The organism is Rhizobium sp. WSM1328, assembly GCF_057653715.1.
The window spans coordinates 1,788,388-1,810,693 of record NZ_CM172788.1 but is presented as its reverse complement, the minus strand read 5'-3'; the positions used below and the strand labels follow the sequence as shown (position 1 = coordinate 1,810,693).

At 62.3% G+C, this 22,306-nt stretch carries 19 protein-coding genes; 4 read left to right on the top strand and 15 right to left on the bottom strand.

What is annotated here, in order from left to right; genetic code table 11:
- The first annotated feature begins 364 nt into the window (after window positions 1–364).
- Window positions 365–1,300 (top strand): MBL fold metallo-hydrolase, encoded by a 936-nt coding sequence (locus tag AC2444_RS09330; RefSeq protein WP_012757356.1) that lies wholly within the window; start codon window positions 365–367, stop codon window positions 1,298–1,300.
- A gap of 222 nt (window positions 1,301–1,522) precedes the next feature.
- Entirely contained in the window at window positions 1,523–2,485 is a 963-nt protein-coding gene (locus AC2444_RS09325; protein ID WP_012757355.1) for an AEC family transporter, read from the top strand.
- Here the strand turns inward: AC2444_RS09325 and AC2444_RS09320 are convergent.
- Genes AC2444_RS09320 through cysG form a run of 5 tightly spaced genes read right to left on the bottom strand, consistent with a single transcriptional unit; the run spans window position 2,453 to window position 7,658 of the window.
- Window positions 2,453–3,664 (bottom strand): UbiH/UbiF family hydroxylase, encoded by a 1,212-nt coding sequence (locus AC2444_RS09320; protein ID WP_012757354.1) that lies wholly within the window; start codon window positions 3,662–3,664, stop codon window positions 2,453–2,455. The genes AC2444_RS09325 and AC2444_RS09320 overlap by 33 nt on opposite strands.
- Before the next feature lie 38 nt (window positions 3,665–3,702).
- Complete coding sequence (locus AC2444_RS09315; RefSeq protein WP_003539420.1) at window positions 3,703–4,215, bottom strand: DUF934 domain-containing protein; 513 nt, start codon at window positions 4,213–4,215, stop codon at window positions 3,703–3,705.
- A 10-nt stretch (window positions 4,216–4,225) separates the two neighbouring features.
- Window positions 4,226–5,896, bottom strand: a complete 1,671-nt coding sequence (locus AC2444_RS09310) for a nitrite/sulfite reductase (protein ID WP_012757353.1) — start codon at window positions 5,894–5,896, stop codon at window positions 4,226–4,228.
- Window positions 5,897–5,904: 8 nt separating this feature from the next.
- Complete coding sequence (locus AC2444_RS09305) at window positions 5,905–6,219, bottom strand: DUF2849 domain-containing protein (RefSeq protein ID WP_012757352.1); 315 nt, start codon at window positions 6,217–6,219, stop codon at window positions 5,905–5,907.
- A 2-nt stretch (window positions 6,220–6,221) separates the two neighbouring features.
- Entirely contained in the window at window positions 6,222–7,658 is a 1,437-nt protein-coding gene (cysG, locus tag AC2444_RS09300) for a siroheme synthase CysG (protein ID WP_128449097.1), read from the bottom strand.
- Window positions 7,659–7,926: 268 nt separating this feature from the next.
- On the opposite strand from cysG, the gene AC2444_RS09295 reads away from it, so the two are divergent.
- Both AC2444_RS09295 and mazG read left to right on the top strand, forming a co-directional pair.
- Window positions 7,927–8,514 carry a deaminase gene (locus tag AC2444_RS09295; protein WP_012757350.1) on the top strand — a complete coding sequence of 196 codons (588 nt, stop codon included), beginning with the start codon at window positions 7,927–7,929 and terminating at the stop codon, window positions 8,512–8,514.
- 51 nt (window positions 8,515–8,565) lie between these two features.
- Complete coding sequence (gene mazG / locus AC2444_RS09290; RefSeq protein WP_012757349.1) at window positions 8,566–9,411, top strand: nucleoside triphosphate pyrophosphohydrolase; 846 nt, start codon at window positions 8,566–8,568, stop codon at window positions 9,409–9,411.
- Window positions 9,412–9,592: 181 nt separating this feature from the next.
- Here mazG and hflX read toward each other — a convergent pair whose 3' ends face one another.
- The 10 genes from hflX to dusB all read right to left on the bottom strand — a co-directional run bounded on the left by hflX (window position 9,593) and on the right by dusB (window position 22,233).
- Entirely contained in the window at window positions 9,593–10,918 is a 1,326-nt protein-coding gene (gene hflX, locus AC2444_RS09285) for a GTPase HflX (protein WP_012757348.1), read from the bottom strand.
- A gap of 77 nt (window positions 10,919–10,995) precedes the next feature.
- Complete coding sequence (gene hfq / locus AC2444_RS09280) at window positions 10,996–11,238, bottom strand: RNA chaperone Hfq (protein WP_003539403.1); 243 nt, start codon at window positions 11,236–11,238, stop codon at window positions 10,996–10,998.
- A 112-nt stretch (window positions 11,239–11,350) separates the two neighbouring features.
- Window positions 11,351–12,214 carry a D-amino-acid transaminase gene (locus AC2444_RS09275; RefSeq protein ID WP_012757347.1) on the bottom strand — a complete coding sequence of 288 codons (864 nt, stop codon included), beginning with the start codon at window positions 12,212–12,214 and terminating at the stop codon, window positions 11,351–11,353.
- Window positions 12,215–12,278: 64 nt separating this feature from the next.
- Window positions 12,279–13,643 carry a nitrogen assimilation response regulator NtrX gene (ntrX, locus tag AC2444_RS09270; RefSeq protein ID WP_003559163.1) on the bottom strand — a complete coding sequence of 455 codons (1,365 nt, stop codon included), beginning with the start codon at window positions 13,641–13,643 and terminating at the stop codon, window positions 12,279–12,281.
- Window positions 13,633–15,903 (bottom strand): sensor histidine kinase NtrY-like, encoded by a 2,271-nt coding sequence (locus tag AC2444_RS09265; protein ID WP_012757346.1) that lies wholly within the window; start codon window positions 15,901–15,903, stop codon window positions 13,633–13,635. Before AC2444_RS09265 ends, ntrX begins: the two co-directional genes overlap by 11 nt.
- 340 nt (window positions 15,904–16,243) lie before the next feature.
- Window positions 16,244–16,585 (bottom strand): hypothetical protein, encoded by a 342-nt coding sequence (locus AC2444_RS09260; RefSeq protein WP_012757345.1) that lies wholly within the window; start codon window positions 16,583–16,585, stop codon window positions 16,244–16,246.
- Window positions 16,586–17,022: 437 nt separating this feature from the next.
- Window positions 17,023–18,012, bottom strand: a complete 990-nt coding sequence (locus AC2444_RS09255) for a potassium channel beta subunit family protein (protein ID WP_012757343.1) — start codon at window positions 18,010–18,012, stop codon at window positions 17,023–17,025.
- Between the two features lie 605 nt (window positions 18,013–18,617).
- A complete protein-coding gene (ntrC, locus tag AC2444_RS09250) occupies window positions 18,618–20,069 on the bottom strand; it encodes a nitrogen regulation protein NR(I) (protein WP_012757342.1) in 1,452 nt (483 codons plus the stop codon).
- Window positions 20,066–21,220 carry a two-component system sensor histidine kinase NtrB gene (locus AC2444_RS09245; protein WP_012757341.1) on the bottom strand — a complete coding sequence of 385 codons (1,155 nt, stop codon included), beginning with the start codon at window positions 21,218–21,220 and terminating at the stop codon, window positions 20,066–20,068. The genes ntrC and AC2444_RS09245 overlap by 4 nt, the downstream gene beginning before the upstream one ends.
- Window positions 21,217–22,233 carry a tRNA dihydrouridine synthase DusB gene (gene dusB, locus AC2444_RS09240; protein WP_012757340.1) on the bottom strand — a complete coding sequence of 339 codons (1,017 nt, stop codon included), beginning with the start codon at window positions 22,231–22,233 and terminating at the stop codon, window positions 21,217–21,219. Before dusB ends, AC2444_RS09245 begins: the two co-directional genes overlap by 4 nt.
- Window positions 22,234–22,306: the final 73 nt, after the last annotated feature.

The window sequence follows — 22,306 nt, the reverse complement described above, 5'->3', positions numbered from 1 at the left end:
ATGCGCTGCCGTGGCGGGCTATTTGCAGCTTTTCGAAGCGGCTTTCGCGCGCCCGCCATGGTCCGCTGGCCCGGCAAGATGCCTCCCGGCAGCGTAGAAAACGGCATCATGTCCGGCCTCGACTGTCAAAAATGACATTTGTGGCGAGCCCAGTCACAGGCATGCCGCGTTCGCTGATCTGATCGAGTCCGCCCATCAGCACGCCGCCGACAGCAAAAAGCGAGGCCTGGACCTATGCCGTGGTATGGCTTGCCCTGTCCCTCGGCCCCACCCGCCCTTATCCCTCGACCCAATCGATCGAAAACACGGCTCCATGTAGCGTCGTCGATGCCGTGTTTAAGGCGGCGGTCAGAAGGAGACGAACATGAACCTTGAGACAAAGATGAGCCTGGAAAACACCGCACACACCGGCAGACCTCGGCTCGACGAATTGGTTCCGTCGCGCTACGCGGTGCAGGTCGGCGAGATTGAGGTGCTGGTGGTCAGCGACGGGGTGCTACCGCTCCCAACCGCGATGCTGGGACACAACATCGATCCCGCCGTCCGAGCGGCCTGGCTGAAAGACATGTTCCTGCCAGCGGACGCTTTCGACTGGGCGCTGAACGTGGTCGTGGTACGCAGCGGCGACCAGACCATACTTCTCGACGCCGGGTTGGGGCTCGACCCGGACCTGCACCTGCCGCGGGCCGGGCAGCTGATCAAGCGACTGGAGGCCGCCGGCATCGATCTTGCGTCGGTGACCGACGTGGTCCTGACCCACATGCACATGGACCACATTGGCGGGCTGCTCGTCGACGGAGTGAAGGACCAGCTGCGTCCGGACCTGCGGATCCACGTGGCGGCGGCAGAGGTCAAATTCTGGGAGGCGCCCGATTTCTCTCGGGTCTCCATGCCGCCGGGCTTCCCGGACGCGCTTCGGGCGACCGCCAAGCGATTCGCCAAAGAGTATCGCAGCCATCTCAGGCTGTTCGATGATGAGTACGAGGTGGCGCCGGGCGTGGTCGTCCATCGCACCGGCGGCCACACCCCCGGCCACAGCGTGATCCGCGTGGCCTCCGGCGGCGACAGGCTAATGTTTGCCGGCGACGCCGTGTTCGCGGTCGGGTTTGAACATCCGGACTGGTACAACGGCTTCGAACACGACCCCGAGGAGGCGGCGCGCGTTCGGGTCCGTCTGTTGCGGGAACTGGCGGAGACCGGCGAGCAGCTGGTGGCCACTCACCTGCCGTTTCCCTCCGTCGGCCGGGTGGCGGTGGACGGCGACGCCTTTCGTTGGGTGGCGGCCTTCTGGGACTATTGATCGCTTGTTGGCGGTCGCAGAGCGTGTACTCATCGCGTGAATGAGTCCACGCTCTACTGGTTTGTTTTTTTGAGCAATTCCTGACGAAAAACCGCTACACACTTTTGCTGGAATTGCTCTTGTTTCTGCGCAATTCCTGACGAAAAACCGCTACACACTTTTGCTGGAATTGCTTAAGTCAGATCCTGACCCGCCGATCATCCCCGCGCCCTGGAAGACCTCTTGGCCGATATTGTCAGCCTGCTATTGCCGTTCTTCGGCCTGATCCTGATCGGTTACATCGCCGCCAAGGCGACCAAGCAGCCGGCCGAAGCGCTCGGCTGGCTGAACACTTTCATCATCTATGCCGCCCTGCCCGCGCTGTTCTTCAAGCTCGTCTCGCGCACGCCGATCGAAGAGCTGACGCGCGTCGATTTCATTGTCACCGATATCGCGGCGACCTATGCGGTCTTCATCCTGCTTTTCGTCATCGGCCGCGTCGTGCGCGGCAATTCGCTGGCCGATTGCACCATCCAGTCCTTTGCCGGCGCCTATGGCAATATCGGCTATATGGGACCGGGCCTGGCACTCTTGGCGCTCGGCGAAGGCGCAGCCGTGCCGGTGGCGCTGATCATCTGCTTCGAAAACGCGCTGCATTTCATCGTGGCGCCGGCGCTGATGGCGGCGGCCGGCGACGACAAGGGTTCAACAGGCCAACTCGCCGCCGATATCGTCCAGAAGGTGGCGCTGCATCCCTTCATCCTGTCGACCGCGCTGGGCTTTGCGGTGGCCGCCTTGCACATCGACCAGCCGCCGGCGTTTCAGCGCCTCGTCGACTATCTCGCCCAGGCGGCGGCGCCCTGCGCGCTCTTTGCCATGGGCGTGACGCTGGCGCTCCGACCGTTGAAGCGGATCCCGGCAGAAATCTCCTATATCGTGCCGGCGAAGCTGATCCTTCATCCGATCGCGGTCTTCGTTGCGCTGACGGCGGTTGGCGGTTTCGAACCGGTCTGGATCCAGGCGGCCGTGCTGCTCGCCTCACTGCCGACGGCGACCAACGTCTTCGTCATCGGTCAGCAGTATGGCGTCTGGCAGGAGCGCGCCTCGGCGACGATCCTGATCACGACGGTGTTTTCGGTGGTGACTGTTTCGCTCTGGCTAATCGTGATCCGCTCAGGCCTTCTTCCGCTTCAGCTTTTCCCGTAGCGCCTCCGGAATATCGCGGAAGCCGCGGCCCGGCTCGATGCCCTCACGCATGACGATATTGCGCAGCGGCGGTATGGCCGAGAGGATGTGCAGGCCGGCAGCGCGCAGCATCTGGACGGGCAGGAAATCCGAAAGCAGCGAGCGGTTGAGAATATCGACACTTGCCGTGCGCGTCATGATGTCGGCGCGGCGTTTGCGGTCGAAGCTTTCGCCGGCGTCGGCCGGCACCGGCAATTCCGCCCTGTCGCAGAGGATATCGGCAAGCGCCATGATATCGCGCAGGCTGAGGTTCAGCCCCTGAGCCCCGATCGGCGGGAAGACATGGGCGGCCTCCCCGATCAGCGCGATGCGTCCCTTGCCGAAACGATGCGCCATCATGCCGGAGAGCGGCCAGACCTGGACGCCCTCTTCGACATCGACCTTGCCGAGCATGGACTGCATGCGCGCTTCGACAAGGGCGCCGAGCTCGGCAAGCGGCAACTCCGCGCGGCTCGCCGCCTCAGCGGGATCCTGCACCCAGACGAGGCTGGAGCGGCTTCCCGGCAGCGGCACCTGGGTGAAGGGGCCGTGTTTGGTGTGGAATTCGGTCGAGATGTTCTGGTGCGGCAGCGAATGGGCGAAATTCAGCACCATGGCCGATTGCGGATAGGACCAGTTGCGCACGGCAATGCCGGAGGTCTCGCGCAGCTTCGAGCCGCGGCCATCGGCGCCGACGGCAAAATCGGCCGACAGTGTCTCGCCGCCAGTAATGCGGATCGAGACAGCCTCGGCTGATATGTCGATCGATTCGGCCATATCGGTGAAACGGGTGATATTGCCCTCGCCGGCGGCAGCCTCTTCGAGAATGCCGTTCAGCGCCTTGTTGGGGAAATTGTAGCCGAAGGCATCGAGGCCGACCTCGGCCGCGCGGAAAGTGGTGGTCGGCGCGCGCAGCAGTCGATCGGTACCGTCGACGATGCGCATGCTGGTCAGAGGAGCGGCTGCGGGACGGAGCTTTTCCCAGAGCGCCAGCCGGTCGAGGAAGCGGATCGATTGATCCATCAGCGCCGTGGTGCGCCGATCCTCCTTCGGAGCGAGGGGTGCCACCAGCGCGACATTGCGACCGCCACGCGCCAGCGCGATTGCGGCGATCATGCCGGCGAGACCGCCACCGATCACCGCTACTTCGAATCTCTTCATGCTACCGTTCCGTCAAGGTAAAACGGCTGACCAGCCGCTTATGCGGCCGGCTTCGCCTGACGGCGCCAACTATAGCCCTTGCCGGCTTCGGCGTCACGCACCGCCGGCTGATAATGATGGGGAATGGCGGGAAGACGGTTTTCGGAAAGCCGCTTCAGCGCCGTGGCGTTGGTGACGGAAAAGCTGTCGATGCCGACGCGCAGCATCAGCGGCACCTGATCGATCAGCACGTCGCCGACGGCACGCAGCTCATTGGTGTAGCCGAGGCGCTGGCGCAGCAGCGAGGCATGGCTGAAGGCGCGGCCGTCGTTGAAAGCCGGAAAGGCGACGGCGACGATTTCGAGGCGATCGAGATAGGGCTCCAGCCGGCGCACGTCGTCGGCCGGCTTGATCAGCACGCCGAGGCCCACATCGTTGCTTTCGTCGGCCTTGGCAATCAGTTCGTCGAGACCGAGCAGCGGCTTCTGCTCCTCGGTCGCCTTCACCTCGTCGGTTTCGATCACCCAGGGATCGTTTTCGACAAAACCGGTTTCTCTCCAGATCTTCGTCATCATCCCCTCCTTATGCCGCTTCGGCGGCCGAGCCGTAGAGCGCAGTCTTGAAAGGCTGCGGTCCGACGCGGCGATAAGCGGCGAGGAAGTTCTCGGATTGATCGAGGCGCAGGCCGAGATAGGTGTCGACGATCGTCTCGATCGCGTCCGTCACCCGGTCCGGCTCGAAGCCGCGGCCGATGATTTCACCGATCGAGGTATGTTCGTCGCCGGAGCCGCCGAGCGTGATCTGGTAGAGTTCAGCGCCCTTCTTCTCGACACCGAGCAGGCCGATATGGCCGACATGGTGATGGCCGCAGGCATTGATGCAGCCGGAGATCTTGATCTTCAGCTCGCCGATCTCGGCCTGGCGTTCCGCATCGCCGAAGCGGCGGGAGATTTCCTGCGCCAGCGGAATGGAGCGCGCATTGGCGAGCGCGCAGTAGTCCAGCCCGGGACAGGCAATGATATCAGTGATCAAGCCGGCATTGGCTTCGGCGAGATTGATGGCGACGAGGCCGCGATAGACGGCTTCGAGATCGGCAAGCGCCACATGCGGCAGAATCAGGTTCTGCTCATGGCTGACGCGGATTTCGTCGAAGGCATATTCCTCGGCGAGGTCGGCGATCGCATCCATCTGCGCATCCGAGGCGTCGCCCGGAATGCCGCCGATCGGCTTCAGCGAGATCGTCACCATGCCGTAATCGGGGTTCTTGTGCGGCTGCACGTTCTGCTGGACCCAGCGGGCGAAGCCGGAATCGGCCTTCTTCCAGCGGGCAAGGTTTTCCCAGCCTTCGGCGCGTTCGGGCAGGGCCGGCGGCGCGAAATAGGCAGATATCGACTGGACGTCCTTTTCCGGCAGCTTGAGCTCGGTATCCTTCAGCGCGGCGAATTCAGCCTCCACCTGGCGCGTCAGTTCCTCGGTGCCGGTTTCGTGCACGAGGATCTTGATGCGGGCCTTGTATTTGTTGTCGCGGCGGCCGTGCAGATTGTACACGCGCACGATGGCCGTGGTGTAGGAAAGCAGGTCTTCCTCGGGCAGGAAGTCGCGGATCAGCTTGGCGATCATCGGTGTACGGCCCTGGCCGCCGCCGACATAGACGGCAAAGCCGATCTCGCCCTTGTCGTTCGTCTTCACGTGCAGGCCGATATCATGGACCTGGATTGCGGCGCGGTCGCGCTCGGCACCGGTGACGGCGATCTTGAACTTGCGCGGCAGGAAGGAGAATTCCGGGTGGACCGACGACCACTGGCGCAGGATTTCGGCGTAAGGACGCGGATCGGCGATCTCATCGGCGGCGGCACCGGCGAAGTGATCGGCCGTGACGTTTCTGATGCAATTGCCCGAGGTCTGCAGCGCATGCATCTCTACGCTGGCAAGGTCGGCAAGCGCATCGGGAATGTCGGACAGTTTCGGCCAGTTGAACTGCAGGTTCTGGCGCGTGGTGAAGTGGCCATAGCCGCGGTCATAGGTGCGGGCGATATGGGCGAGCATGCGCAGCTGGCGGGAGCTCAGCGTGCCATAGGGAATGGCAATGCGCAGCATGTAGGCGTGAAGCTGCAGGTAGACGCCGTTCATCAGGCGCAGCGGCTTGAACGCGTCCTCGGCGAGCTCGCCGGAAAGGCGGCGCTCGACCTGATCGCGAAACTGCTCGACGCGCTCGGTAACAAAGGCATGGTCAAATTCGTCGTAACGGTACATCGTCTTCCTCAGACTGCAATGAATTCGGGATCGGCAGGAGCGTAGCCCGGGGCATATTCCATGGTCGGGCCCTGCGCGCGGATGCGCTCGCGAAGGCGAAGAGGCCAGAGAATGCCGTTGGTTTCCTGAACGTCGACAACGGCGACGTCAACCACCTCGTTGTCGGCATAGGATTTCTTGCCGATCGCCTCCAGCGCCTCAACGGCCTCGGCATGACGGGCAACAAGCGCCTCCTGCAGCGAGGTGGACCACTTCCCGTTCGCATCCAGCCAGACGGCAATGCCGTCCGTCAGCCGGTTGGCGGTCAGAACCTTGTCACCCATATTCAGCTCCTTGCAAGTTCCTCGAGCCGGGCGTTTGCGCGCACCAAGGGCTCGGACAGTTCGAAATTGGCACCGGCGACCGCATCGCCGATGATGACCATGACGGGCCCTGTTAATTCGTCGCGGTGCTGCAGATCGGGCAGATCGGCGAGCGTGCCATGCAGCAGGCGGCGATCGGCGCGGCTGGCATTTTCGATGACGGCAACGGTAGTCTCAGACGGAATGCCCGCCTGCATCAGCCGCTCGGCGACGGAGGCGGCAACCGTGCGACCCATATAGACGGCGATCGTCGCGCCGGAAACGGCAAGGCTTGCCCAATCGGGCAGCACGTCGCCGGTGAGATCATGGCCGGTCGTGAAGACCAGCGAGGAGGCGACGCCGCGCAGCGTCAGCGGCAGCTCGAAATCGGCAGCGGCGGCGAAAGCCGAGGTGATGCCGGGCACGATCTCATAGGTGACGCCGGCGGCGCGCAGTGCCGCCATCTCTTCGCCAGCCCGGCCATAGACCAGGGGATCGCCGGATTTCAGACGGACGACACGCTTGCCCTGGCGGCCGAGATCGACCAGCAGGTCGTTGATCTCTTCCTGGGACTTCGAATGGCAGCCCTTGCGCTTGCCGACGGAAAGCCGCTCGGCATCGCGGCGGCCCATATCGACGATCGCCTGCGGCACCAGCGCGTCATAGACGATGACGTCGGCTTCCATCATCACGCGCTGGGCGCGCAGCGTCAGCAGATCCTCGGCACCCGGACCGGCGCCGACCAGCCAGACGTGGCCGGCGACCTTGTCCATCGCGTGCAGCAGCCGGTCGGCGGCATGGCGGGCCTGCGGCAGGTTGCCGTTGGCGACCGCATCGGCAACGGCGCCGGAGAAGAAACGGCGCCAGAAGACCCGGCGGGAGACGCCTCTGGGAATCAGTTGTTCGACGGACTTGCGGTAGCTCGTCGCCAGCCCGGCAAGACGGCCGAGCGAGGGCGAAAGAAGCTGGTCGATCTGCGCGCGGATCATCTGCGCCAAAACCGGCCCTGCCCCTTCCGTGCCGATCGCCACGGCGACGGGGGCGCGGTTGACCAGCGCCGGCGTGAAGAAATCGCAGTAATCGGGTTGATCGACGGCATTGGCCGGAATTCTGGCGGCACGTGCAGCTTCGACGATGCTGCGGTCGTCAGCTTCATCGCCGGTTGCGGCGAAGACGAGCGCCGAACCCTCGACCTGTTCGGCTGCGAAGGCAGCGCGTACGGTCTCGATCCGGTTGGCGATCAGGAAAGCGTGGTAATCGGCTTCCGGCCGGTCGGCATAGGCGATAATCCGCGCCCGCGTGTTGAGCAGCAGCCGCACCTTGGCGAACGCTTCGTCGCCATTGCCGAAGACAGCCGTCTTCTGGCCTTCCACGCGAAAGAAGGCGGGAAATACCGAAAGCTGTTCAGTCTTGGAAGGCATCATCAATCCACTTCGAGGTTGCCGGAATATGCCCTTGATCGACAAGGGATTGAAGGAACAGAAATTCGAAAGCCCAAGCAAGCAGGTATTCTTTTGCTCGTGCCGTCAGTGATTTGAGAAAAGTCACCCGTGCGTCCCAAAAGCCGCATGTTCCCAACCCGCTTGCTGCGGTGCAGTATAAAGCCTGTGACAAAAGACGTCCACCGGTGCTTGACGCATTTCACTCGCGCCGCCAAGGCGATAGACTGAGGAAAACTGGAGTGTCCTCATGCCTGATAAGACCATTGCCTCCCGCCTGCTTTCGGTCATGGAAGACGATATCCTGCCACTGACGGAGCGTGGGGTTTCGCTTGGCAACAAGGTATTCGGTGCGGCGATCCTGCGGAAATCCGATCTTTCGCTCGTCGTCGCCGAGACCAATAACGAGCTGGAAAATCCGCTCTGGCACGGCGAAGTCCATACGCTGAAGCGCTTCTACGAGCTTGGCGACAAGCCGCCGACCAAGGATCTGATCTTCCTGTCGACGCACGAACCCTGCACCATGTGCATGTCGGCGATCACCTGGGCCGGCTTCGACAATTTCTACTATTTCTTCAGCCATGAGGATTCGCGCGACGCCTTCGCCATTCCGCACGATTTGAAGATCCTGAAGGACGTCTTCGGGCTTGAACCCGGCGGCTACCGCAGGCAAAACGCCTTCTGGAACAGCTTTGCCATCGCCGATCTCGTCGAGACCGAAGAGGCTCAGCTGAAAAACGCGCTGAAGACGCAGACCGCCCGCATCAAGGCGCGCTACGACGCGCTGTCGACCAGCTATCAGTCGTCGAAGAGCGCCAACGACATCCCCTTGAACTGAAGGCCCCTGAACTGAGGGCCACCCAACTGAAGCCTGCTGAACCGAGGCAACATGGAACCTTCCAAAGACATTTCGCGGCTGATCGAGATCATGGCGGCGCTGCGCCATCCCGAAACCGGCTGCCCCTGGGACATCGTGCAGAACTTCGAGACGATCAAGCCCTATACGATCGAGGAGGCCTATGAGGTCTCCGACGCGATCGAGCGCGGCGATATGGACGATCTCTGCGACGAGTTGGGCGATCTGCTGCTGCAGGTGGTCTTTCACGCCCGCATGGCCGAGGAGGCCGGCGAATTTTCCTTCGGCGACGTGGTCAACGCCATCACTGCCAAGATGATCCGCCGCCACCCGCACGTCTTTGCACGCTCGGCGGCGGATACGCCAGACGCGGTGAAGAGACAATGGGACGAGATCAAGCAGGCGGAGAAACGCGAGCGCGCCGAGCGACGGTCACGGCGCGGCATCACCGAGGACTTCAACAGCGGCTTCCTCGGCTCCGTACAGCGCAGCTTCCCGGCCTTGACGGAAGCACTGAAACTGCAGGAACGCGCCGCCAAGGTCGGCTTCGATTGGTCAGCGCCCGAGCCGATCCTCGACAAGATCGAGGAGGAGATCGGCGAATTGCGGGTGGCCCTTCGCGAAGGCGATCAGGCAAAGGTCAACGACGAGCTCGGCGATCTGATCTTCGCGGTCGTCAATATCGGCCGGCATGTGAAGGCCGATCCGGAACAGGCAGTGCGCGGAACTAATACGAAATTCCGTCGTCGGTTCAGCCATATAGAACAGGTTCTTGAAGCAGAAGGTGAGACTCTGCAAGACGCGACGCTGGAGCGGATGGAGGAAATCTGGCAGGCGGCGAAGGCGATTGAAAGGGCGATCGTGGTTGGAGCGGAGTGAGGTATCGGCTGTCCGGTTTGTGCAGATGGCTGCCCCTCACCCTAACCCTCTCCCCGTGAACGGGTAGAGGGGACGTGCCATACCAGAGGTGCGCGAGAGCCGAGACATTGCGGCTTGTCCCTTCGCCCCGTTTACGGGGAGAAGGTGGCGGCAGCCGGATGAGGGGCTGGTCTCGCCGACCTTACCGCTCCCAATCTTCCTTTGAAGACTTCTGGCCGTTGCCGATGCGGCGCTCGAGTTCGGTGGCTTCGGTTTCGGACAAGCGCAGGTCGAGGGTGATCGTTCCGTCTTCATTATCCTCGCGGCCGTCGACGATCGCGTGATCGTAAAGCCAGGGCAGCAGCGCCAGCTTGTCGACCGGAAGGCGGATCGTTGCCACGGTCATCACGCCGGATAGTCTGCGGCTGATCTCTTCCATCAGCGTATCGACGCCCTCGCCGCTGACGGCCGAAACGGCGACCACGTTGCTGGCGCCGGCCGATTTCTGCACCATGGTGTCGTGCACCTCGGGCTCCAGCCGGTCGATCTTGTTCCAGACCTCAATCAGCCGCTTCTCGGCTTCGGCCTCGTCGATGCCAAGATCGTTCAGGATGCGCATCACGTCGGAGCTCTGCGCCTGGTTGTCGGCATCGGACATGTCGCGGACATGCAGGATGAGATCGGCTTCCAGCACTTCTTCCAGCGTCGCCCGGAAGGCGGCGACCAGATGGGTCGGCAGGTCGGAGATGAAGCCGACGGTGTCGGACAGGATGACGGTGCGGCCGTGCGGCAGTTTCATGCGCCGAAGCGTCGGGTCGAGCGTGGCAAAGAGCATGTCTTCAGCCAGCACGCCGGCGCCGGTGATACGGTTGAACAGCGTCGACTTGCCGGCATTGGTATAGCCGACCAGCGCCACGATCGGGTGCGGCACCTTGCGGCGCTTGGCGCGGTGGAGCTGGCGGGTGCGCACGACCTGCTCCAGCTCGCGTTCGAGCTTGATGATGCGGTCCTGCAGCATCCGTCGGTCGGCTTCGATCTGGGTTTCGCCGGGACCGCCCATGAAGCCGCCGCCGCCGCGCTGGCGTTCAAGGTGGGTCCAGCTTCGGACGAGGCGGCCCTTCTGATAATTCAGATGGGCGAGGTCGACCTGCAGCGTGCCTTCCTTGGTGGAGGCGCGGCGGCCGAAGATTTCGAGGATGAGGCCCGTCCGGTCGATGACCTTGGCGTTCCATACCTTTTCGAGGTTGCGCTGCTGTACCGGAGTCAACGGATGATCGACGATGACGAGACCGGAATCGCGCTCATCGAGCAGTGCCTTGATCTCCTCGATCTTGCCGGTGCCGAGCAGTGTGGCCGGTCGCGGATCGTTGACCGGGACAATGGAGCCGTTGACGACATCGAGGTCGATCGCCTGGGCAAGGCCCGTCGCCTCTTCGAGCCGGCTTTCCGGTGTGCGGGTCGAGGCCGATTCGCCCTGGCCGCCGCGACTGCGCGATTTCAGAACCGGCACGACGACAGTCGCGCGCATGTCGTCCCTGTGCTTGGCGGCCTCAGGGATGATCGAATCGTTCTTGGTATCGCGTGTCGAAATGACGGCTGATCCTGTTAGGACGCTGCTTCTTCGCTCTCGAACATCTGCATGGGCTGGCCCGGCATGATCGTCGAGATCGCATGCTTATACACGAGCTGCGAATGGCCGTCACGGCGAAGAAGAACACAGAAATTGTCAAAAGACGTAACAACGCCCGTGAGTTTCACGCCGTTGATCAGAAAGATTGTCAGGGAAATCTTTTGCTTGCGAACAGTATTGAGAAATAAGTCCTGAAGATTCTGAGAACGTTCCGCCATCGCGCCGCTTCTTTCTTTATTGCCGACCTGATCCGGCCAGTAGAATATCAATCAACCTCACCATGCGAAGACCGGTGGCATCCTCATTCCACCTGTCCAGCAAATCTTGGTATCAAATCGCAATCTTTTCCGCAACGTCGAAAAAGGCCTCGCGGACTTTCTGCGAAACGCTGCCCGGATGACCGTTGGCAATGGGCTGGCCGTCGACGGAAACGACCGGAAAACAAATGCTTGTGGCTGCAGTGAGGAAGACCTCGCGGGCTGCGAGCATCTCCGAAACGGAGAAGTTCCGCTCAGTGATCGTCAACCCCAGCTTGGCTCCGACATCCATCAGAGTGGTGCGGGTAATGCCGCGCAGAATGCCGTGTTCGGCCGGGCGCGTCACCAGCGTTCCATCAGGATCGACGATCCAGACATTGGTCGCCGCCCCTTCCTTCACCATGCCGTCGCCGTCGGTATAGATCGCTTCCTGGGCGCCGGCTTCCTTGGCCTGCTGGCGGGCCATGGCATTCGGCAGCAAGCCGACGGACTTGATGTCGACGCGGTCCCAGCGATTATCGACAAGGGTGATCGCCTTGATGCCATTGGCGTTCTTGGCGGCGATGATCCTGGCATCGGTGCTCTTGGCGGTGATCACGAGTGAGGGCGGCGTTCCCTCGGCCGGAAAGACGTGATCGCGGCGGGCGACGCCGCGTGTCACCTGCATGTAGAAAAGCCCGTTGCGGACATGGTTGCGGCGCAGCGTCTCGCGAATGACCTGCGTCAGCGCCGCCCGGCCCATCGGCCAGGCGATGCGCAACTCTCCAAGCGATCGGTCGAGACGGTTCAGGTGGCGCGTGAGATCGACGATATAGCCGTGGCGCACCTCGCAGACCTCATAGACGCCATCGGCGAACTGGTAGCCGCGATCCTCGATATGCACGCTGGCATTGGAATGCTTGACGTAACGGCCATTCACATAGGCAATTCTCGGCATGGGAAACCTGGTCTTCCGGGAAGCAATATGGGACGCGGCGCGGGGTCGGCCGCGCCGGATACACTTAGACGCCGAGCGACTTCAGCTTGCGGTGGAGCGCCGAACGCTCCATGCCGACAAATTCCGCGGTGCGCGAGATGTTGCCGCCGAAGCGGTTGATCTGGGCGATCAGGTAATCCTTCTCGAACATCTCGCGGGCTTCGCGCAGCGGCAGCGTCATGATGTGATAGTCGTTCTTGGCGGACACCTTCGGCAGCATGTCGCCGAGATCGGTCGGCAGCATGTCGGCGGTGATCGGCGCATCCGGGCCGTCGGTGCGGGCAAGGATCATCAGCCGCTCGATATTGTTGCGCAGCTGGCGGATGTTGCCGGGCCAGTCATGCGCCTGCAGCACCGCCATGGCGTCGTCGCCGATACGGCGCGGACGGATGCCGGCCTGCTCCGATATCTGGCGCATCAGTTGATCGACGAGGAAGGGAATGTCCTCGCGCCGTTCGGCAAGCGCGGGCACACGCACCGGCACGACGGCAAGGCGATGATAGAGATCCTCGCGGAACCATCCCTCGGCGATGCGGCTCTCGAGATTGTATGCGGTCGAGGAGATGATGCGGACATCGACCTTGACGCGCTTGGAGCCGCCGACCCGCTCGAACTGCTGATCGACCAGGACGCGGAGAATCTTGTTCTGCGTCTCGCGCGGCATCTCGCCGACCTCGTCGAGATAGAGGATGCCGCGATGGGCTTCTTCGAGCGCGCCGATCTTGCGCGCCTGGCCGGGCGTGCCCTCGGTGCCGAACAGCGCCACTTCCATGCGCTCGGGCGTGATGTTGGCGGCGTTGATCGCAACGAAGGGGCCGTTGGCGCGGGCCGACTTCTTGTGGATCATCCGCGCCACCAGCTCCTTGCCGGAGCCCGACGCGCCGAGGATCATGATGCGGCTGTTGGTCGGCGCAACCTTCTCGATCGTCTGGCGCAACTGCGAGACGGCAACCGAGGTGCCGATCAGCTCCAGCGCATCGCCGGTGCGGCGCTTCAGATCCGACACCTCGCGCTTCAGCTTGGAATTCTCCAGCGCGCGTTCGGCGATCAGGATCAGCCGGTCGGCCTTGAAGGGCTTTTCGATGAAATCGAAGGCGCCGCGCTTGATCGCCGAGACGGCGGTCTCGATGTTGCCATGGCCTGATATCATCACGACGGGCAGTTCCGGATGGCGAGTCCTGATCTCGTCGAGCAGTGAGAGACCATCGAGCTTGCTGCCCTGCATCCAGATATCGAGGAAGATCAGCCGCGGCACGCGATCGGAAATCGCCGCCAGTGCGCTGTCGCTGTCATGGGCCGTGCGCGTCTCGTGCCCTTCGTCGGAGAGAATGCCGGAAACGATCTCGCGAATATCGTGCTCATCGTCGACGACGAGAATATCAGAGGCCATAAACGCTTTCCTTGTCATTGGCTGCGGGGGCAGCAGGCGTCGGATCCAGGCGTGGCAGATGCACGCGGATCATGGCCCCTCTTCCCCGGTCAAAATCGGCGGGCGCATCATGCAGCTCGAGCTGCCCGCCATGTTCCTCGATGATCTTCTTGACGATGGCGAGGCCGAGGCCGGTGCCCTTCTCGCGCATCGTCATATAGGGTTCCAGAATGCTGTGGCGGTTCTCCACCGGCAGGCCGCGGCCATTGTCGATCACGTCGACGGTGAAGCGGTCGCGGCCGGTATCGAGGGCGGCGCGGACGAGAACCTTGCGTTCGTCCCGTTCGTCGCCAGGAACGGCCTCGATCGATTCAACGGCATTCTTGATGAGATTTCCGAAGGCCTGGCCGAGCATGCGGCTGTCGAACAGGCCTTCCAGCGGCTGGTCGCCGAAATCCTGCCCGAAGGTGACGTGATGGTTGCCCATCTCGCGCAGGAAGATCGCGTCGCGCAGGATATTGCGCAGATCGCTCGGCTCCTTGGTGGGTTTCGGCATGCGAGCAAAGGCGGAGAATTCGTCGACCATGCGGCCGATGTCGCCGACCTGGCGGATGATCGTATCCGTGCACTGGTCGAAGACGGTCCGGTCATCCGGGTCGATCTGCTTGCCGTAACGGCGCTGGATGCGCTCGGCGGACAGCTGGATCGGCGTCAGCGGGTTCTTGATCTCATGAGCGATGCGCCTGGCCACGTCGCCCCAGGCGGTCGAGCGCTGGGCGATGACGAGATCGGTGATGTCGTCGAGCGTGATCACGTAGGATTCGCTCATGTCGCGCACTTCCTCGCGGGTGACCTGCACGCTCAGCGTCCTCACCGTGCCGCCGCGCACCAGCGCGATCTGCTTGCGGAAATCGCCGCGATAACGCACCGCAGCCTCCGTCAGCACGTGATCGACCTCCGGCGCGATGTCGACCAGCTGCTTTCCGAGCATTTCGTCGGCCGACAACGACATCAGCGTCTCGGCCGAACTGTTGACGATGGCGATGCGGCGATCCTGCTCGACGCCGATGACGGCGGCGGTGACGCCCGACAGCACCGCTTCGATGAAGCGGCGGCGGTCGTCGACCTCGTCCTTGGCCTCAAGGATCTCGTCGCGCTGGGTGCGAATTTCGGAGATCATCTTGTTGAAGGTGCGAGAGAGATTGGCGACGTCGCCGTCGACGGCATGCACCGGCACGACGATATCCATATTGCCCGATGCAACGCTGTCGGCCGCCGTGATCAGCAGGCGGATCGGCCGGACGATGCGGTCGGCGACGGCGATCGCGGTCCAGATCGCCGCCAGCAGCACGATGAGCGCGAAGCCGATATAGAGCACGGCGAAGGCGACCTGCAGCGAGAAGCGGTTGGCCTCCATCGAGCGGTATTCGGTGGCGTTCTCCTCCATCATGCGCATGGCGCCCATGACCTTGGGATCGACGGCGCGCACCGTATAGAGGAAGGTGCCCTGGATGGCGTCGAGCTTGATGATGGCGCCGACGAGATTGGTAACGCCGGGCGGGATCAGCGTCGGCTGGCCGGCAGCCGCCTTTTCCAATGCGTCCTGCGGAATGGCCGGCAGCGGCTTTTCGGTGGCGATATCGGCTTGGACGATCACCGAGCCGTCGCGCTCGACGAGGAAGGCGCCGAGCAGGCCGCGGCCCCTCGCCTGGCGGGTCATCAGGTCGGCAAAGCCGGTCCTGTCGAGGGTGTAGAGCGCGCGGTTGCGCTCCAAATCGTTGGCCATGGAGACCGTCTGCCCCTGCAGGTAGCTGGCATTCTCCATCATGTAGGCTTGGCCGATGTTGCGCGACGAGCTGACGATCGACTGGGTGCGCAGGGCAAACCAGCGGTCGAGGCCGGCATTCAGCGTGATACTGGCGAAGATGGCGACGAGGATCGCCGGCGTAATCGCGACGATCGAAAAGAGCACGACGATGCGGATGTGCAGGCGGGCTGCCGCACGGCCGCGGGTGCGGGCTTTCAGCAGCCTTGCCACCTCGCGGCCGATCAAGGCGAGCAGCGTCAGGACAAAGAAGGAATTGACGATCACCGAGGTGATGACGACATGCGACGTCGGGGCGATCGGCGTCAGGCCGAGCAGCACGAAAAGCGTCGCTGTGGCGCAGAGAAGCGCGCCGCCGGCGAGCACCAGGCCGGGCACGGCAAAAAGGGCGCGGCGGTCGGTCACTGTCGTCACCGTCTCGCCCGCCGCCGCCGGCGATACCCCATCCTGCGTCATTCGGCCTCTCTTCAGACGACACCTGCCGCCCTCGCCATCCGATCGAAAACCAAGCAACGCCGGCTTTAGAAAGCCAGCGCTGCAACGACTCGATCGGGAGCGAATGTCCAAAACCCTTGCGTGACCTTTAAGCAACGCATTGTGGCGAAAATGCAACGCGTCTCGTCACATTGTCAAGCCGTGTTAACCTTGTCTCGTCGGCCATGCTTTCGCAGTCGCGGCGTCGCGGTTGCCGGATGATACACTGACGAGCAGACGCTGTAGGCTGGGCAAATCGCCTGCCGTTTGCCATGCTGTGTGCCGTCAGCCTTTCCGTCGTGTTGAAAACTAGACTGCAGGCTCATTTACTATGATCCCTGTATTGGATCAGAAAATCTAAGACCCGTTTGAGCGTCTTCTCGTCGTCATCGCGTATTACACCCATACCGACCAGGTCAGAGAACTCGTTGATGAGTCGTAGAGACCTTCTGCAACTGGCATCACCGATCGCACTTGCAAGGTCCATGGCGATCCGGCAGCGAGTGAAGGATTCATCGAAAGCGTTTATTCTCAGATACATACTGGCAAAGCTATCAGGTCTTGCGAAAAGACTGATCCCTGTCAAATTCGCCTCGATTTTCCCCTGACTGATGGCGCAGAAAAATAACAGCCACGCAAGGATACGAAACTTAGAGCGTTTCATTTTGCCTTACTGATCAAGTAAACCGCCACAGGCATCATAAACACGACCATGAAAACGATCCAACACTGCCTGTAAAGCACGAATTGACTCTTCAATTCCCGTGGAATCACTTGGCTGTTCTGATCAATTTCGGGGAGCGCCCTTCCCCTTTTCGTTACCAAGTTCGGCCCATATTTGTTGATCTTACTGGTCAGGTGCTCGAAGGCGAAGAGCATGCAGACGTGAAAAATTCCAGCGGCTATAAGACTTCCGATCGCGAAAACTTCAAGAAAATGCATCCCGCCTCCCTAGCATGTCACTGTTGCAAAAAGCTCGTTACAGCCGATCCAACCTAGTCACGGATACGCAGGCCCTCTCACGCGCCATCGTGCTGGAACGATTGGCCAGCGACGTCTCTCGACGGGCGTTGATCTGGCCCGTCGAGAGGTTTGTTTTCTCTAGAAGCGACGTGGTCCTTCGGGCTTGTTTCCGACGATCGTGTCGATCCGCTCCAGCACGTCAGACGTCATCTTGTGTCTGTGTGAGAGGGCCGCGAGATTGTCCTGCAGCTGGCCGGCGCGCGAGGCTCCAAGAATGACGGTCGAGACGTTGCGGTTGGCGAGGCACCACAAAAGGGCGAGATGGGTGATCGATATGCCGATCTCGTCCGCGAGCTTTGCGAGCTCGCCAACTTGTTTGAGCTGGGCAAGGCCGGCATCACTGGACCACTTTTCCTTCAGCCATTCGTAGCCCGGCAGGTTCATACGGCTGTCGGCAGGGACACCGTTGTTGTACTTGCCGGTCAGGACGCCTGAGGCGAGCGGCGACCAGATCGTGGTGCCAAGGCCGATCAGATCGTAGAGCGGCAGGTAGTCGGATTCGACCTTCTGGCGTTCGAAGATGTTGTACTGCGGCTGTTCCATGGTCGGCGGCGTGATGCGCAAGTCCCGGGCGACGGCATAGGCTTCCGTCAATTGCTGCGCGGACCATTCCGACGTGCCCCAATAGAGCACCTTGCCCTGGGCGACGAGGTCGTGCATCGCCCGGACCGTTTCCTCGATCGGCGTGTCGATATCCGGGCGGTGGCAGAAGTAGAGGTCGAGGTAATCGACCTGAAGCCGCTTAAGCGCTGCGTGGCAGGCGTCGGTCACATGCTTGCGCGACAGGCCGCGCTGCGTCGGCTTCTGGCCTCCCCAGAAGACCTTGCTGGAGACGACGAAGCTGTCGCGGCTCCAGCCGAGCCTGCTGAGCGCCTCGCCCATCACGATCTCGGACTTGCCGCTCTCGTATCCTTCGGCATTGTCGAAGAAGTTCACCCCGTTGTCATAGGCAAGCTTCATGAGGTCGACGGCGTCGCCTCCATTGACCTGCTTACCGAACGTCACCCATGAGCCGAAGGCGAACTCGCTCACCTGCAGGCCCGACTTTCCCAAACGTCGATATTCCATCATGCAACTCCCGCAAATTATGAATACGTGCCGGCCTGTCACCGGGGTCGGCGTCGCCCGATTGATCGACGACCGATTGGCGTAATCTATGGCATCCGCAACGATATGCGAGGCTCAGTGCGCCAAGTTGACCAAACACGATGTCGCAGTTCCCGTCAGCCCCTGACCGTAAAGAAAAAGGGCGCTCAACGACATCAGTCGGAGCGCCCCGTGGCATGCGATCGACGACGTTTGCGGCGGAGGTCGACGGCAGCAACGGCAGAATGACGAGATTCGGAACGGATAGGCAACATGCGATTGGCATCTGCGACATTATCGACCGCTGATTGCTCATGTCGTCCACCGGATATCCACAGCTTATCCACAGGCACGGCGACGATGATCGCAGCAACTTCAATGACATTTGCCTGTCGGCAAAACAATCTTCACTAATGCTTATGTGACTGTCGAATGACACCGCATCTTTGTTTGTCGGCTTGGATATAAACCGTGGCCTCGCTCAGATAGGCTCACCTCTCCTCCCGACCGTGGCGGCGGACGCCGGGAGGGGTGGGCGGTGGGCAACATGAGGGCCCGCCGCCTTCTTTTCATCGCCCCGAGCGAGCTCAGGCGGTGCGGGAACTCCTGTAGACCGAGACGCCAAGTTCCCTGATCTTCTTGCGCAAGGTGTTGCGGTTGAGACCGAGAAGATCGGCCGCCTTGATCTGGTTGCCGCGCGTCGCCGTCAGGGCGGCGAGGATCAGCGGGTATTCCATTTCGGTCAGCACACGGTCATAGAGGCCGGGCGGCGGCAGATTGTCCCCGAAGCCTGCGAAATAGCTGCGCATGTTCTCTTCCACGGCTTGCGCGATCGTCATCGAGCCGCTGCGCATCGGCCCCTTGTCGATCGGGCTGTCGGGCACGTCGGAGCGAAGTTCCGCGTCGATGATCTCGCGGGTGATCACATCCTGCGGGTAAAGCGCCATCAGACGGCGGATGAGGTTTTCCAGCTCGCGAACGTTGCCCGGCCAGGCATAAGCCTTCATCAGTTCGAGCGCTTCCTGATCGAAGCGCTTTGAGCCGAGACCTTCCTTTTCCGCCTGCTGGATGAAATGGCGCACCAGATCGGGAATGTCCTCGGCGCGGTCGCGCAGCGGCGGCAGGCGCAGCGGCACGACATTGAGGCGGTAGTACAGATCCTCGCGGAAGAGGCCCTGGTTGATCGCCTGCTTCAGGTCCTTGTTGGTGGCGGCAACGATGCGCACATCGGTGCGGATCGGCGTGCGGCCGCCGACGGTGGTGTATTCACCCTGCTGCAGGACGCGTAAGAGCCGCGTCTGGGCGTCCATCGGCATATCGCCGATCTCGTCGAGGAAGAGCGTGCCGCCTTCGGCCTGCTCGAAGCGGCCGGTCGAGCGCGTCTGGGCGCCGGTGAAGGCGCCCTTCTCATGGCCGAAGAGTTCGGATTCGATCAGGTCACGCGGGATCGCCGCCATGTTGATTGCGACGAACGGGCCGTTGCGGCGCTTGCCGTAATCATGCAGCGCGCGGGCGACGAGCTCCTTGCCGGTGCCGGATTCGCCGGTGATCATCAGCGTCAGGTCCGTCTGCATCAGTCGGGCGAGCACGCGATAGATTTCCTGCATCGCCGCCGAGCGGCCGACGAGCGGCATGCCGTCCTGCATGTCGTCCTCGAGTTTGGCGGGCTTGCGCTTCGGCTCGGAGAGCGCCCGGCCGATGATGCCGATCAGCTCGGTGAGATCGAAGGGCTTCGGCAGATAGTCGTAGGCGCCCTTCTCCGAGGCCTTGATGGCAGTCATGAAGGTGTTCTGGGCGCTCATGACGAGGACCGGCAGGTCGGGCCGCGCCTTCTTGATGCGCGGCAGCAGATCGAAGGCGTTTTCGTCGGGCATCACCACATCGGTGACGACCAGATCGCCCTCGCCTGCCGAAATCCAGCGCCAGAGGGTAGCGGCGTTGGAGGTGATGCGAACGTCATAACCGGCGCGGCTCAAAGCCTGGTTGAGCACGGTCCGGATGGCCGCATCATCATCTGCAACGAGGATCGTGGCTGTCATCGAGAAGGTCCTGTCGAGCTTGCTATAGAGGCGTCTTCAAGCGAGGCGTCCTTCGACGCCGGCATGAGAACGCGGAATGTCGTGCGGCTGTTCTGGCTGTCGCATTCGATGATGCCGCCGTGATCGCCGATGATCTTGGCGACCAGCGCCAGGCCGAGGCCGCTGCCGTTCGGCTTGGTGGTGATGAAGGGATCGAAGAGATGCGGCAACAGATCGAGGGGAACGCCCGGGCCGTTATCGTGGACGCAGAATTCCAGCGGCAGCGAGATCTTTTCGCGCGTGCCGGCGACCGAAAGACGGATGCCGGGGCGATAGGCCGTCGTCAGCATGATTTCGCCGTCCGGCCGATCGCCGACCGCTTCGGCGGCGTTTTTCACCAGATTGAGGAAGACCTGGACGAGCTGGTCGCGATTGGCATAGACGGCCGGCAGCGACGGATCGTAACTCTCGGTGACCCGAATGTTGCGGGCAAAACCCGCCTTGGCGACCGCCTTCACATGATCGAGCACCGAATGGATATTGACCGGCATGCGGTCGACAGGGCGTTCGTCGGAAAAGACTTCCATCCGGTCGACCAGCGAAACGATGCGATCGGTCTCGTCGCAGATCAGCCGGGTCAGCGCCCGATCGTCGTCGTCCGCAGATTGTTCGAGCAGCTGGGCGGCGCCGCGGATGCCGGAGAGCGGGTTTTTGATCTCGTGCGCCAGCATCGAGGCAAGACCGGTCACCGAGCGGGCGGCGGCGCGATGCGTCAGCTGCCGGTCGATCTTGTCGGCCATCGAGCGTTCCTGAAAGACGATGACGACGGCGCCGGGCTCGCTGAGCACCGGGGCGACGTAGAGATCGACGAGCTTGTCCTGGCCGAGGCGGGGCGAACTCAGGTCGACGCGATATTCGTTGACCGGCGCCTTGCGCTCGCGCACCTGGTCGATCAGGGCAAGCAGCGGGCTGCCGAAAGGAATGAAAGTCGAAATCCGGTAACGCGCCAGATGCGAGGCGCTGGCGCCGAAGAAGGCCTCCGCCTCCCAATTGGCGAAAACGACGAAGCCGGATTCGTCGACCATGATGACGGGGTTCTGGATGGCGTTCAGCACGGCCATGGCGACGGTCCCGCCGGCGTGATCGGACGGAGATGTCATATCCTTCGTCATGCCGCCTCCCGGCTGTCGACAACACTGGCCGCCAATGCATCGTAAAGGCGCGCGGCCACCTCGCGCGGGTCGCGCGAGGTCATGATCTCAGCCTTTTCAGGGCCTGACAGATCAGGCGCGAAACGCTGGAGATACCAGCCAAGGTGCTTGCGGGCATGGCGGATCGCCACCGCCTCGCCGTAGAAATCCAGCATCATCCGGTAATGCTCGACGGCGATATCGGCGATCTTCAGGGATTGCGGTGCGGGCGCCCCCGATATGACGCCGGCATGCCATGGCCTGCCCTGGCAGCCCCTGCCGATCATCACGGCATCGGCGCCGGAGCGGCGCAATATTTCCTGCGCATCGCTTGCCGTTTCGACATCACCGTTGGCGATCAGCGGAATGGAGATCACCTCGCGGACGGCGCGGATCGCATCCCAATCGGCGCGGCCTTCATAGAATTGCATGCGGGTGCGCCCATGAATGGTCACAAGCTGGATGCCGGCCGCCTCGGCGCGGCGGGCGATATCAGGCGCGTTGATCGAATTCTCATCCCAGCCAAGGCGCATCTTCAGCGTCACCGGAATGTCGACGGCCTTGACCGTCGCCTCGATGAGGCCGAGCGCGTGATCGGGATCGCGCATCAGCGCCGAGCCGGAATAACCGCCGATCACTTTCTTTGCCGGGCAACCCATGTTGATGTCGATGATATCGGCGCCGTGATCGGCGGCGATCTTGGCCGCCTCCGCCATCCAGTGCGCCTCGCGCCCGGCAAGCTGCACCATATGCGGCCGGAAGCCCGCAGCGCTAAGCCGCGACCAGGATTCGGCCGTGTCGTTGACCAGTTCACGGCTCGCCACCATCTCGGTGACGACGAGGCCAGCGCCGAAGCGCCAGGCAAGCTCGCGGAAGGGCATATCCGTGACGCCGGACATCGGCGCCAGTACAACGCGGTTCCGCACGGACACGGGTCCGATTTGGAAAGGCGCTGCGAGGTCCTTGGAAATCAAATGATTATCTTTCGGGCACACAATAGAACTGCATTATTTTTAGCCACTATTCCCTGGCTTGCCAAGGGGGCTGGGACGGGAATTGATATTTTTC